This window comes from Nonomuraea sp. NPDC050022 (genome assembly GCF_044460705.1).
Classification (GTDB): Bacteria; Actinomycetota; Actinomycetes; order Streptosporangiales; family Streptosporangiaceae; genus Nonomuraea.
The window spans coordinates 215,676-228,423 of sequence record NZ_JBITKE010000008.1; the positions used below are offsets into that span (position 1 = coordinate 215,676).

Genomic DNA, 12,748 nt, shown 5'->3' on the forward strand with positions numbered 1-12,748 from the left:
CTCCTCGCGCTCCCGCCCCCCCGCCGGCCCCCCCCCCCCCCCCCCCCCCCCCCCCCCCCCCCCCCCCCCCCCCCCCCCCCCCCACGGCCGCGAAACAAGGACGAAAGACCCTAACGTCCCCTCCCTGATCCGCTGATGCTGGGAAGCATGCAACTAGACGCGTCCGGCCTGCAGGTGCTCTCTCGCCAGGAGTGCCTCGGCCTGCTGGACACGGCGCGGATCGGCCGGATCGTCTTCACCGACCGGGCCCTGCCCGCCGTCCAACCGGTCAACTTCTGCCTGTACGGCGAGCACATCGTGATCCGCACCTCCGTCGGCTCCAAGCTGGCCGCGGCCACCCGGCGGAGCGTGGTCGCCTTCGAGGCCGACGAGTTCGACCCCGACTGGCGTACCGGCTGGTCCGTGACCGCGATCGGGCACGCGCGAGCCGTACACGAGCCCGAGGAGATGGCCCGCCTCGCGCAACTCCCCCTGATGCCGTGGGCGCCGGGCAGCCGTGACCACTACATCATGGTGGCGGCCGAGCAGGTTTCCGGCCGCCGCATCACCGCGGCACCGACCACCTGAGCCGCCGGACCGACCAGCTGAGCCACCGCATCACAGCGGGACCGACCACCTGAGCCGGGTTCCGCCGCCCTCAGGTGAATCGACGGTGAACGTGCCGCCCAGCCGGGTGGCACGTTCCTCCAGGTTGGCCAGCCCGCTGCGCCGGCCATCGGGCTCGATGCCCAACCCGTTGTCGGTGACGACCAAGGTCAGCCGACCGGCCGCCGCCTCCAGCAGGATGTCGGCCTTGGCCGCCTTGGCGTGCCGTACCAGGTTGGACAGGGCCTCGCGCAGCACGGCCGTCACCTGCTCGGCCACGGATTGGCCGACCAGCGTGTCGAGCTGCCCCTCCAGCCGCAGTCCTGGGCGGAAGCCCAGGTGTGCGGCGGCCTCGTCGACCAGCTCGGTGACCTGACCGCGCAGCCCGCTCGTCCCCGAGCCCTGCAGGGCGAAGATGCTGGCTCGGATCTGCCGGATCGTCTCGTCCAGCTCGTCGACGGCGTGCTGGACCCTGCTCGTGGCCTCGGGACGTTCGATCAGCCTGACGGCGCCCATCAGCGTCATGGCCACCGCGAACAACCGCTGGATCACCACATCGTGCAGGTCCCTGGCGATCCTGTCGCGGTCTTCCAGCAGGCTGAGCCGCTCCGCGGCGCGACGCACCTCGGCCAGCTCCACCGCGATGGCCGCCTGGCCCGCGAAGGCCTCCAGCATGTGGCCCTCGGCCTCGCTGAACGGCAGCCGCCCCGAGCGCTTGCTCATGGCGACCACCCCGCGCACCGAAGGCGGCGCGCCCAAGGGCACCAGCAGCCGCATGTCGCCCTCGGTGAGCGACTCGCCCCGGGTGTAGACCTCCCCCGCCATCGTCGTCGCCACCGCGCACGAGGTGCCCAGCAGCTCGTCCGCCCGGTCGCCCTCGGCGATCTCCACCACCAGCCGGGTGCCGCCGTCGGCGGGCACCATCAGCTCGACCAGATCGGCATCCGTCATCTCCTTGGCCTTGCTGGTCAGTGTGACGAGGACGTCGCGCGGATCGGTGCCGGACAGCAGGCTGGTGGTGATCTCCGAGGAGGCCCGCAGCCACTTCTCCCGCCGCCGCGTCTGCTCGTACAGGCGCGCGTTCTCCACCGCCACACCCGCCGCGGTGGCCAGGGCGATGACGACGGCCTCATCCTCCTCGTCGAACTCGCCGCCACCGCGCTTCTCCGTCAGGTAGAGGTTGCCGAACACCTCCTCACGCATCCGGATCGGCACACCCAGGAAGGTGCCCATGGGCGGATGGCCGGGCGGGAAACCGTAGGATTCCGGGTGATCGGCGATCCGCGCCAGTCGCAGCGGCCGGGCGTCCTTGATCAACAATCCGAGCAGGCCGAGCCCGTGCGGCCAATGTTCGATCTTGGCGATCTCTTCCTCGGTCAATCCCACGGGAATGAACTCGATCAGCGTGCTCCCATGGCCGATCACCCCGAGCGCGCCGTAACTGGCGTCCACCAGGTTGGTCGCGGTCTCCACGATCCGCCGCAGCACCGTTTCCAGATCGAGATCGCTGCCCACCGACACCACCGCGTCCAGCAGCGCGTGCACGCGGTCGCGCGTGGCGAGCACCGCGCTCAGCCGCACCTGCAGCTCGGCCAGCAGCTCGTCCAGCCGCATGGACGGCATCACCGATCCATCGCTCATACTCGCAGTTTCTGCCCGCACGATCGATCGCTAAAGCTCCCTCGATCAGCCCTGGTGGCCTATGAGGCGTAACGGCTAATCGGTGATATAGTACTGTTCATGGTTTTGACGGGAGCTTCCCTGCAGCGGACGAGTCTGCGTGATCAGGCACTGTCGGTGCTGAGGGAGGCGCTGGTCACGGGCGCCCTGGAGCCGGGCGAGGTGTATTCGGCGGCGTCGCTGGCGACGGAGCTCGGGGTGTCCACGAGTCCGGTACGCGAGGCGATGCTCGCCCTGGTCGATGAGGGTCTGCTGGAGGCGCTGCCCAACCGGGGATTCCGTGTCGTGTCCTTCACCGAGCAGGACTTCACTGAGATCTTCGAGCTGCGCATGATGCTCGAAGTGCCCGGGGCGGGCCGGGCGGCCGAGTTGGGCTTGGGGGATCGTGCGGAGCGGCTGTCGCGGCTCGTCGACGTCATCGAGCGGACGGCCGAGGAGCACGATCTGCCTGGCAACCTTCAGGCCGATCGCGACTTTCACCTCTTGCTGCTGGAGGCGACCGGAAACCGGCGACTGGTCGACTCGGTGGCGTGCCTACGCGACCAAACCCGCCTGTACAACCTGCGCCGCCTCACCGCGGACGGCGACCTGGCCCGCTCCGCGGCGGAGCACCGTCCGTTGCTGGCGGCGGTCCTGAAGGGCGACCGTGCGCTCGCCGAAGAGCTGATGCGCCGGCACCTGTCGCACATTCCGGGTGACTGGTCGTCGGGCGGCGAGCCGCGGCGCGGGCCCATCACTTGAGGGCCGCCGCTTGAGGGTAAGAAGACTTCGCGAAGGAGCAGTGGTCCTCTCATGAGCGTTCTGTCGTCGATCAGCGGTCCGGCGGATCTCAACGGGTTAAGCCCCGCGGAGCTGGACCGGCTCGCCGCCGAGATCCGTGAGTACTTGATCGACGCGGTCTCCCGTACGGGCGGGCATCTGGGGCCGAACCTCGGCGTCGTGGAGCTGACCATCGCCCTGCACCGGGTCTACGACTCCCCCACCGACCGCGTCATCTTCGACGTCGGCCACCAGGCGTACGTGCATAAATTGCTCACAGGGCGGCAGGACTTCTCGCGATTGCGGCAGGAAGGCGGGCTTTCCGGCTACCCGAGCCGGGTGGAGTCCCCGCACGACGTCGTGGAGAACCAGCACGCCTCGACCGCGCTCAGCTGGGCGTACGGGCTGGCCAAGGCCCACCGTCTGACCGGTCGGCGCGACCGCCACGTCGTCGCCGTGATCGGGGACGGCGCCCTGACCGGCGGGATGGCATGGGAGGCGCTGAACAACATCGCCGCCGACCCGTCGCTGCCGCTGGTAATCGTCGTCAACGACAACGAGCACTCCTATTCACCGACGATCGGCGGCCTGGCCACCCACCTGGCGGCGCTGCGCACCACCGACGGCTACGAACGGTTCCTGCGGCGTACCCGGGACATCCTCGACCGCACCCCGATGATCGGGCGTCCGTTGTTCGACGCTCTGCACGGCGCCAAGAAGGGGCTCAAGGACTTCGTCGCGCCGCAGGGCATGTTCGAAGACCTTGGCCTGAAGTACGTCGGCCCGATCGACGGTCACGACCGGGCGGCGGTGGAGCAGGCGCTGCACCTGGCCAAACAGTTCTCCGGCCCGGTGATCGTGCACTGCATCACGGAGAAGGGGCGCGGCTATCCGCCGGCCGAGCAGTCCGACGAGCGGTTCCACCAGGTCAAGGTGATCGACCCGGACACCGGCGTGCCGCTGCGCGTGGCCGGAGAGGACTGGACCTCGGTGTTCGCCGGGGAACTGGTGCGGATCGGTGCCGAACGACCGGACGTGGTGGCGATCACGGCGGCAATGCTGCGCTCGACCGGGCTGGAGCCCTTCGCCCAGCGCTACCCCGACAGGGTCCTCGACGTGGGCATCGCCGAGCAACACGCGGCCACCGCCGCGGCGGGACTGGCCACGGGCGGGCTGCATCCGGTCGTCGCCGTGTACGCCACGTTCGCCAACCGTTGTTTCGACCAGTTGCTGATGGATGTGGCACTGCACCAGTGCGGGGTGACGTTCGTCCTGGACCGGGCGGGGATCACCGGCGACGACGGCGCCTCGCACAACGGCGTCTGGGACCTGGCCGTCCTCCAGGTCGTACCGGGGCTGCGGATCGCGGCACCCCGGGACGGCGAACGCCTGCGGGAACAGCTGCGCGAGGCGCTGGTGGTGGACGACGCGCCCACACTGGTCCGCTATCCGAAGGGAAGCGTCGGTCCCCCGATCCCGGCCGTCGGGCGGATCGGCGGCATGGACGTGCTCCGGGAAGCCACCGTTGATCGCCGGAGCACGGGCACCGAACCGGCGGCAGATGTCCTGATCGTGGCCGTCGGCGCGCTGGCTCCGCTGTGCCTGCGGGTCGCCGAACGCCTGGCCGATCACGGCATCACCGCCACGGTGGTCGACCCGCGCTGGGTCAAACCGGTCGATGACCTGCTGCCCGGCCTCGCCGCCCGGCACCGCATGGTGCTGACGGTGGAAGACGGGGTACGGGCGGGCGGCGTCGGCTCCGCCGTCGCGCAGGCCCTGCGCGACGCGGGGGTCGACGTGCCCATGCGTGACTTCGGGGTGCCGGTGGCGTTCCTCGACCACGCAGGCCGCGATCGCGTGCTCGCCCGCCTCGGCCTGACCGCGGCGGACATCGCCCGCCAGGTCGAGGAGACCTTCCTCCGGCTCACACGCCAACCCCAGGACGCCTCGTCCGCCTGACCCCTATGGATCAGGAGGAAGATCATGGGTCGGTCAGGTCGGTGAGCGGGCGGCGGACCCCGTGGCTCTCGTCGGCGGCGATGCCGAGCCGCATGAGCATCTGCGGGTAGGCGCCCGCGCACATCCGCTGCCGGAGGAAGTCGCGTAGGTGCGGCTCCTCCAGCACCTGGGTGTGGAAGGCGGCGCTCACTCCGTGGGCCGAGGCGTGCAGCAGCACGTGCTGCAGCGCCTGCCCGGCCGCCAGCCAGGCCTCGCGGGTGTCCTCGCGGGTGGTCAGCAGCGCCACCACCCCGGTGGCGCATGACATGCGCTGGTCGGTGTCGATGCCCCAGGAGTGCTGGTGGGCGTAGTCGCGCTGGGCGAATTCGCCGGCCGGCTGCTTGGGGTAGGCGTCGGCGGGCACGCCGTCGCCTCGGGTGCTTTCCGGTGGGCGCGCCCACCGCATGACCTCGAGGGTGAAGGGCCAGTCCTGCGACTGGACCGCCTGGGCCGCCTCGGTGAGCGCGGCCAGGGCCCGCACGGCGGCGGGCGCCCCGACCGGCGTGAAGGTCGCGCCCTCGGTGGCGGCCTCGCGCTGCCACTGTGCCACGAGCCGCTCGGGCACGGGCGTCTCGGTGAATCCCGCCCGGTGCGTACGCCGCACCTCGATCTGCCCGGCCAGCATGCTGGTGTGCTCGTCAGGCTCGACGGCCTCGCCCAGCCGTACCGTCGCCAGCAGCGAGGGCCGGTCGGGATCGGGCAGGATCCGCACGATCGGCTCGCGGCCGGCCTGGTGCAGCGCGGTACGCAGGTTGAACACGGCCGCCCCGCAGCTGATCAGCATTTCCCTGCCGCCAGGGTCTTCCAGGGCCAGTTTGCGATCGGTGCTCGCGCGGACGGCGATCTCCTGGCCCGTGACGGCGAAGGTCCAGGGCTGGGTGTTGTGCACCGACGGTGCCCAGCGCGCCGCCTCGAGCGCGATGTCGATGGTCATGTCGTTCTCCCAGGTCAGGCCGCGGATCGCCATGGATCCACGATCCGCCCGCGTGCCTGCCACCGGCAGAGGCCAAAGTCCCATCGATCACGGCCATACGGCACTCCTCGCTGCTCCCGCGGTCAGGGGCGCCAGGGCGTACGGGAGCCGGTCGGCCGGTCGGCGCGGCCGCGGTAGACGATGTAGGGGCGGGTCAGGTAGCCGAGGGGCGCGGTGAGCATGTGCACCAGCCGGGTGAACGGCCAGATGGCGAACAGCAGCAGCGCGCTGAGCGCGTGCAGCTGAAACAGGATGGGCGCGCCGGCCATCAGGGCGGGGTCCGGGCTGAAGGAGAAGATCGACCGGAACCAGGGTGAGATGGTGGTGCGATAGTCGTAGCCGCCGCCGATGACATTGGCCGCCACCGTGGCGGCCAGGCCGAGCACGATGGTGGCGCTCAGCACCAGGTACATGAGCTTGTCGTTGCGGGTGGTGGCGGTGAACACCGGTCCGACGGTGCGGCGCCGGTAGATGAGGATCGCCAGGCCGCCGAGGGTGGCGAGGCCCGCGATGGTGCCGAGCAGGACGGCGCCGGCGTGGTAGGTCGCCTCGCTCACGCCCACCGCCTCGGTCCAGCTCTTGGGGATCACCAGCCCGCCGATGTGGCCGAGCAGGACGACCAGGATGCCGAAGTGGAACAGCGGGCTGCCGACGCGCAGCAGCCGTGACTCGTACATCTGTGATGAGCGGGTGGTCCAGCCGAACTTGTCGTACCGGTAGCGCCAGACGTGGCCGAGCACGAACACGGTGATCGCCACGTAGGGCGCCACCACCCACAGCAGGATGTCGAGGGCGTTCACCGGGATGCCTCCGTGACGGCGTAGGGCTCCAGTCCGACCTCCTCGGCGGGCGGTCCCTCGGCCGCCAGCCGCAGCGCGGCCTCCTTCTCACGCGGGCCGGCCGGGGGCAGCGTGGCGGTCACGGCGGCCACCACGCCGGCGTACGGCGAGCGCTCGTCCTCCAGCGCCGTACGCAGGAGCTCCAGGCCCGCCCGATGCTCCCGCAGCAGGCGCCCGGCCTCCCGCACGGCGCCGCGGGCCGACAGCTCGCACACCACCGCCACGTGGTCGGGCAGCTCGCCATCGGCGACCTCGAAGCCCGCCGCGCGCAGGGCGTGCTTGAAACGCAGCAGCGCCCCGCCGCGCTTACGGGTGTCGCCGTAGGCGTAGTACGTCAGGTACGGGCAGCAGCGCCGCTTGAGGTCGAAGGTCGCCACATAGTGGGCGGCCAGGTCGGCCTGAGCGGTGCCCGCGACGTGGTCGAGGAAGGCGGTCAGGCGGTCGCGGACCTCCCCGGCGGGCAGCGTGATCACCGCCTTGGCCAGCACCTGGCGGGCGCCGTACAGCCGCTCGTCGGGGTAGCCGAGCAGCACGCTGGCCACCATGTGGGCGGTGCGCAGTTCGCCTTCTCCCAGAGCTCTCATCATGATCCGTCCCGGTTTCTCTTCGGGAACAGCCCCTCAGGGGTGCCCTTGCCGTCCCAGTTGAGGAGGTTGACGCGGCCGCGCAGCTCGCCGACGTCCTCCAGGTCGTCGCCGGACTGCCGCTCACGCAGCGCGTGGAAGTTCTCCACCGCCACCGGGTCGGGCAGACCGGAGGACTCGCCGAACGGGCCGCTCATGCCGGGGCCGCCCTCGTAATCGAGGCTGCAGCCGGTGGCGCTCTCCTCCAGCCGCGCGCCCTGCTCGGCGTGGGCCTTGGGAATGACGTACCGCTCGCCGTAGGGGGCCAGGGCGAGCAGCCGGTGCATGCCCTCGACCTGCGGGCCGCTCATCCCCACGGCGGCCGCGATCGACTCGTCGGGGTCCTGGCCGAGGTTGAGGCGGCGCATGTAGGAGCGCATGGCGGCCAGGCGGCGCAGCGCGGCCCGCACCGGCCCGGGGTCGCCGGCGGTGAACAGCTCGGCCAGGTAGCCGATCGGGATGCGCAGGGCGTCGATCGCACCGAACAGGTTGCCGGCGTCCTCTCCGTCGTGGCCGGTGTTCGCCAGGACGTCGACCACGGGCGACAGCGGCGGGATGTACCAGACCATCGGCATCGTGCGGTATTCCGGGTGCAGCGGGAGGGCCACGCCGTACTCGAAGATCAGCTGGTGGATCGGGGAGTTCCGGGCCGCCTCCAGCCAGTCCTCGGGGATGCCCGCCGCCCGGGCGGCGGCGATCACCTCGGGGTCGCGCGGATCCAGCAGCACGCTCTTGTGCGCCTCGTACAGATCCTTCTCGTCCGGGACGGAAGCGGCCTCCAGGACCCGGTCGGCGTCGTAGAGCAGCAGGCCGAGGTAGCGCAGGCGGCCCACGCACGTCTCCGAGCAGACCGTCGGGATGCCGACCTCGACCCGGGGGTAGCAGAAGGTGCACTTCTCCGCCTTGCCGGTGCGGTGGTTGAAGTACACCTTCTTGTACGGGCAGCCGGTCACGCACATGCGCCAGCCACGGCAGCGGTCCTGGTCGACCAGGACGATGCCGTCCTCGGATCGCTTGTACATCGCGCCGGACGGGCAGGAGGCCACGCACGAGGGGTTGAGGCAGTGCTCGCAGATGCGCGGCAGGTAGAACATGAACGCCTGCTCGAACTCCAGCTTCACCTGGTCCGACAGCTTACGGAGAACCGGGTCGGCGGCGGTGAGTTCGGGGCCGCCGGCGAGGTTGTCGTCCCAGTTCGCGCTCCAGGTGATCTTCGTGTGCTCGCCGGTGATCAGCGACCTGGGCCGGGCGACGGGCGTGTCCTCGGAGGCGGGGGCCGAGAAGAGCCGGTCGTAGTCGTAGGTCCAGGGCTCGTAGTACTGCTGGATGGAGGGCATGAGCGGGTTGGCGAAGATGGTGAGCAGTTTCTTCAGCCGCCCGCCCGCCTTCAGCCGGAGCCGGCCGCGCCGGTTGAGTTCCCAGCCGCCCTTCCAGGTCTCCTGATCCTCGTAAGTGCGTGGGTAGCCCTGGCCGGGGCGGGTCTCGACGTTGTTGAACCAGACGTACTCGACCCCGGCCCGGTTGGTCCAGGCCTGCTTGCAGGTGACCGAGCAGGTGTGGCAGCCGATGCACTTGTCGAGGTTCATCACCATGGCCAGCTGCCCCATGATCCGCATCAGTAGTCGACCTCCTGAGAGCGGCGGCGGATCACGGTGACCTCGTCGCGCTGGTTGCCGGTGGGCCCGAGGTAGTTGAAGGCGAACGACAGCTGGGCGTAGCCGCCGATCAGGTGGGTGGGCTTGATCAGCAGGCGGGTGAGGGAGTTGTGGATGCCGCCGCGCCGCCCCGACGTCTCGCTCTTGGGCACGTCCACGACGCGTTCCTGCGCGTGGTACATGTACACGGTGCCCTCGGGCATCCGGTGGGAGACGACCGCGCGGGCCACGACGACCCCGTTGCGGTTGACCGCCTCGATCCAGTCGTTGTCGCGGATCTTCGCCTTGGCCGCGTCGGCCGGGCTCATCCAGATGGTCGGCCCGCCTCGGGAGAGCGTGAGCATGAGCAGGTTGTCCTGGTATTCGGAGTGGATGGACCACTTCGAGTGCGGGGTGAGGTAGCGCACGGCGATGCCGTCCGCCCCGGAGGCGCCGACGCCGGGCTCGCCGAACAGCGCGGTCATGTCGAGCGGCGGCCGATAGGTCGGCAGCGCCTCGCCGGCCTCGTGGATCCAGTCGTGGTCGAGATAGAAGTGCTGGCGGCCGGTGAGGGTGTGCCAGGGCTTGCGGTGCTCGATGTTGATGGTGAACGGCGAGTAGCGCCGCCCGCCGGTCTCGCTGCCCGACCATTCCGGCGAGGTGATCACGGGCACCGGCCGGGCCTGGGTGTCGGCGAAGGTGATCTGCTTGTGCTCGTCGGCCAGCCCGTCGAAGGAGGTTCCGGTACGCCGGCCCAGCGTGGCGAACCCCTGGGCGGCCAGATGCCCGTTGGTGGTGCCCGACAGGGCCAGGATGGCCTCGCACATGTCGCTGTCGCGGGCCAGGGAGGGGCGGCCCTCGACGCTGCCGCCGCGGACGGTGCCGGTCATCCGGCCCAGCCGGGCGATCTCGCCGGAGACATCGTACGTCAGCCCCTTGGTCGTGGCGCCGAGCCGTTCCAGCAGCGGGCCGAGGGCGGCCATCCGCTCCGCCACCGCTCCGTAGTCGCGCTCCACCGTGACGATCTTGGGGAAGTCGCGTCCCGGAGTGGGCGGCCGGCCCGTCACGCGCCAGTCGTGCACCCGCCCGTGCGGGGTGGCCAGCTCATCGGGCGTGTCGTGCGTCAGCGGCATGGCCACCACGTCCGTACGAGTGCCCAGGTGGGTCTTGGCCAGGGCGCTGAAGGCCCTGGCGATGGCGTGGAAGGCGGCGAAATCGGTGCGGGTCTGCCAGGGCGGGTCGATCGCCGGGGTGAAGGCGTGCACGAACGGGTGCATGTCCGTCGAGGACAGGTCGTGTTTTTCGTACCAGGTGGCGGCGGGCAGCACGATGTCGGAGAACAACGTGGTGGAGGTCATCCGGAAGTCCAGCGACAGCAGCAGGTCGAGCTTGCCGCGCGGCGCCCGCTCCGGCCAGGTCAGGCTCTCTGGCCGCTGCCCAGGCGCGGCCTCATCGGCCCGCACGGCCGAGTCGGTGCCCAGCAGATGGCGCAGGAAATACTCGTTGCCCTTGGCCGAGGAGCCGAGCAGGTTGGCCCGCCACACGGTCAGCACGCGCGGCCAGTTCGCGGGCGCGTCGGGGTCCTCGCAGGCGAACCCGAGCCGGCCCGCGGCGACCTGCTCGGCCACGTACGGCCCTGCCTCCGCGCCCGCCGCGGCCACCTCGTCGGCCAGGTCGAGCGGGTTGCGGTCGAAGGTCGGGTACGACGGCATCCAGCCCAGCCGCGCCGACTGCGCCAGCAGGTCGGCGGTGGCCTTGCCGGCGAACGCGCCGTCGCCGAGCGGCGAGGACAGGACATCGGCCGCGTAGGTGTCGTAACGCCACTGGTCGGTGTGCAGGTACCAGTAGGCGGTGCCGATCATCTGCCGGGGCGGGCGCGACCAGTCCAGGCCGAAGGCGAGCTGCGCCCAGCCGGTGATCGGCCGGCACTTCTCCTGGCCGACGTAGTGCGCCCAGCCGCCGCCGTTGACGCCCTGGCAGCCGGTCAGCGTGGTCAGCGCCAGGAAGGAGCGGTAGATGGTGTCGGAGTGGAACCAGTGGTTCGTCCCCGCCCCCATGACGATCATGGACCGGCCGCCCGACTCCTCGGCGTTGCGCGCGAACTCGCGGGCGATCCGGGCCGCTTTGGCCGCGGGCACGCCGGTGATCGCCTCCTGCCAGGCCGGGGTGTACGGCTCCGCCGCGTCGTCGTAGCCGGACGGCCAGCGCCCCGGCAGCCCGTCGCGGGCCACGCCGTACTGGGCGAGCATCAGGTCGTACACCGTGGTGACCAGGTGACCGCCCACCCGCCGCACCGGCACACCCCGCTCCAGCACCCCGTCGCCGTGCCCGTCGAAGCGCGGCAGGGCGACCGGCACCGCGTGCTCGCCCAGGACGGTCAGCAGCGGGTCCACCTCGCCCAGGTCGAGGTTCCAGCGGCCCCGCCCCTGCTCGGAGTAGCGGAAGGCGAGCGAGCCGTTCGGCACGACCGGCTCGCCGCTCCGCGCGTCCAGCAGCACCGTAGCGAACGCCGCCTCTTCCCCTTCCTGCCCCAGGTCGGCCGCGGTGAGGAACTTGTCCGGCACGTACGATCCGTCCCGCTCACGCAGCCGGACCAGGAACGGCAGGTCGGTGAAGCGCTTGACGTAGTCGGTGAAGCCGGCCGTCGGCCGGTCGGCGAAGAACTCCTTGAGGATCACCTGCCCCATCGCCATGGCCAGCGCGCCGTCCGTGCCCGGGTGCGGGGCCAGCCACTCGTCGGCGAACTTGGCGGCGTCGTTGTAGTCGGGCGCGAGCACCACCACCTTCTGGCCCCGGTAGCGCGCCTCGGCCATGAAGTGGGCGTCGGGCGTGCGGGTGACCGGCACGTTCGAGCCCCACAGCATCAGGTACGCGGCGTCCCACCAGTCGGCCGACTCCGGCACGTCCGTCTGGTCGCCGAACACCTGCGGGGAGGCCACCGGCAGGTCGGCGTACCAGTCGTAGAACGACAGCATCGCCCCGCCGATCAGCGACACGAACCGGGCGCCCACCGCGTGCGAGGCCATCGACATGGCCGGAATCGGGGAGAAACCGGCCACCCGGTCGGGGCCGTAGGTCTTGATGGTGTGCACGTGCGCCGCGGCGATGATCTCGCAGGCCTCGTCCCAGGTGACGCGCACCAGGCCGCCCTTGCCGCGGGCCGACTGGTAGCGGCGGCGTTTGTCCGGGTCCGTGGTGATCTCGGCCCAGGCGGCGACCGGGTCGCCCAGCCTCGCCTTCGTCTCCCGGTACATCTCCACCAGGACGCCCCTGGCGTACGGGAAACGGACCCGGGTGGGCGAGTAGGTGTACCAGGAGAAGGCGGCCCCGCGCGGGCAGCCGCGTGGCTCATACTCGGGCCGGTCGCCGCCCACGCTGGGGTAGTCGGTCTGCTGCGCCTCCCAGGTGATCACGCCGTCCTTGACGTACACCTTCCAGGAGCAGGAGCCGGTGCAGTTGACGCCGTGGGTGGAGCGGACGACCTTGTCGTGGCTCCACCGGTCGCGGTAGAAGGCGTCGCCTTGGCGTCCGCCGATCTGGTGCAGGGTCCGCAGGTCGTCGGAGACCGCGCCGGGTCGCAGGTGCCGGCCGAGTCTCAGCAGGGCGTCACTGACCGGCCCGTCCATACCCGCCATTCGCACAACTCCTTCATCCATC

9 protein-coding genes are annotated in these 12,748 nt (G+C 70.9%); 3 read left to right on the forward strand and 6 right to left on the reverse strand.

All coding sequences use genetic code 11. The annotated features are described in order from the left end of the window. Positions 1 to 147: 147 nt before the first annotated feature. Complete coding sequence (locus ACIBO2_RS33330) at positions 148 to 567, forward strand: pyridoxamine 5'-phosphate oxidase family protein (protein WP_358543411.1); 420 nt, start codon at positions 148 to 150, stop codon at positions 565 to 567. A 30-nt stretch (positions 568 to 597) separates the two neighbouring features. On the opposite strand, the gene ACIBO2_RS33335 is transcribed toward ACIBO2_RS33330, so the two are convergent. After that, positions 598 to 2,226 carry a GAF domain-containing protein gene (locus tag ACIBO2_RS33335; RefSeq protein WP_397302014.1) on the reverse strand — a complete coding sequence of 543 codons (1,629 nt, stop codon included), beginning with the start codon at positions 2,224 to 2,226 and terminating at the stop codon, positions 598 to 600. Positions 2,227 to 2,325: 99 nt separating this feature from the next. Here ACIBO2_RS33335 and ACIBO2_RS33340 point away from each other — a divergent pair, with 99 nt between their 5' ends. Beyond that, positions 2,326 to 3,006 (forward strand): GntR family transcriptional regulator, encoded by a 681-nt coding sequence (locus ACIBO2_RS33340; RefSeq protein WP_358543406.1) that lies wholly within the window; start codon positions 2,326 to 2,328, stop codon positions 3,004 to 3,006. A gap of 51 nt (positions 3,007 to 3,057) precedes the next feature. Beyond that, positions 3,058 to 4,983 (forward strand): 1-deoxy-D-xylulose-5-phosphate synthase, encoded by a 1,926-nt coding sequence (dxs, locus tag ACIBO2_RS33345; protein WP_397302018.1) that lies wholly within the window; start codon positions 3,058 to 3,060, stop codon positions 4,981 to 4,983. Positions 4,984 to 5,005: 22 nt separating this feature from the next. Here dxs and ACIBO2_RS33350 read toward each other — a convergent pair whose 3' ends face one another. The 5 genes from ACIBO2_RS33350 to ACIBO2_RS33370 all read right to left on the reverse strand — a co-directional run bounded on the left by ACIBO2_RS33350 (position 5,006) and on the right by ACIBO2_RS33370 (position 12,726). Beyond that, a complete protein-coding gene (locus ACIBO2_RS33350; RefSeq protein WP_397302020.1) occupies positions 5,006 to 5,989 on the reverse strand; it encodes an Acg family FMN-binding oxidoreductase in 984 nt (327 codons plus the stop codon). An 89-nt stretch (positions 5,990 to 6,078) separates the two neighbouring features. Beyond that, the gene (gene narI / locus ACIBO2_RS33355) at positions 6,079 to 6,795 is read right to left on the reverse strand and encodes a respiratory nitrate reductase subunit gamma (RefSeq protein WP_358543400.1); all 717 of its coding nucleotides are present in this window, start codon (positions 6,793 to 6,795) and stop codon (positions 6,079 to 6,081) included. Continuing rightward, positions 6,792 to 7,421, reverse strand: a complete 630-nt coding sequence (narJ, locus tag ACIBO2_RS33360) for a nitrate reductase molybdenum cofactor assembly chaperone (RefSeq protein WP_358543398.1) — start codon at positions 7,419 to 7,421, stop codon at positions 6,792 to 6,794. Before narJ ends, narI begins: the two co-directional genes overlap by 4 nt. Then, complete coding sequence (gene narH / locus ACIBO2_RS33365) at positions 7,418 to 9,073, reverse strand: nitrate reductase subunit beta (RefSeq protein WP_397302024.1); 1,656 nt, start codon at positions 9,071 to 9,073, stop codon at positions 7,418 to 7,420. Before narH ends, narJ begins: the two co-directional genes overlap by 4 nt. Further along, positions 9,073 to 12,726, reverse strand: a complete 3,654-nt coding sequence (locus ACIBO2_RS33370) for a nitrate reductase subunit alpha (RefSeq protein WP_358543393.1) — start codon at positions 12,724 to 12,726, stop codon at positions 9,073 to 9,075. The genes narH and ACIBO2_RS33370 overlap by 1 nt, the downstream gene beginning before the upstream one ends. Positions 12,727 to 12,748 lie beyond the last annotated feature (22 nt).

Coding starts and splice junctions, on each gene's coding strand:
- narH (WP_397302024.1), bottom strand. CDS start 9,073: ATGCGGATCATGGGGCAGCTGGCCATGGTGATGAACCTCGACAAGTGC.
- ACIBO2_RS33330 (WP_358543411.1), top strand. CDS start 148: ATGCAACTAGACGCGTCCGGCCTGCAGGTGCTCTCTCGCCAGGAGTGC.
- dxs (WP_397302018.1), top strand. CDS start 3,058: ATGAGCGTTCTGTCGTCGATCAGCGGTCCGGCGGATCTCAACGGGTTA.
- ACIBO2_RS33340 (WP_358543406.1), top strand. CDS start 2,326: ATGGTTTTGACGGGAGCTTCCCTGCAGCGGACGAGTCTGCGTGATCAG.
- narJ (WP_358543398.1), bottom strand. CDS start 7,421: ATGATGAGAGCTCTGGGAGAAGGCGAACTGCGCACCGCCCACATGGTG.
- ACIBO2_RS33350 (WP_397302020.1), bottom strand. CDS start 5,989: ATGGCGATCCGCGGCCTGACCTGGGAGAACGACATGACCATCGACATC.
- ACIBO2_RS33335 (WP_397302014.1), bottom strand. CDS start 2,226: ATGAGCGATGGATCGGTGATGCCGTCCATGCGGCTGGACGAGCTGCTG.
- ACIBO2_RS33370 (WP_358543393.1), bottom strand. CDS start 12,726: ATGGCGGGTATGGACGGGCCGGTCAGTGACGCCCTGCTGAGACTCGGC.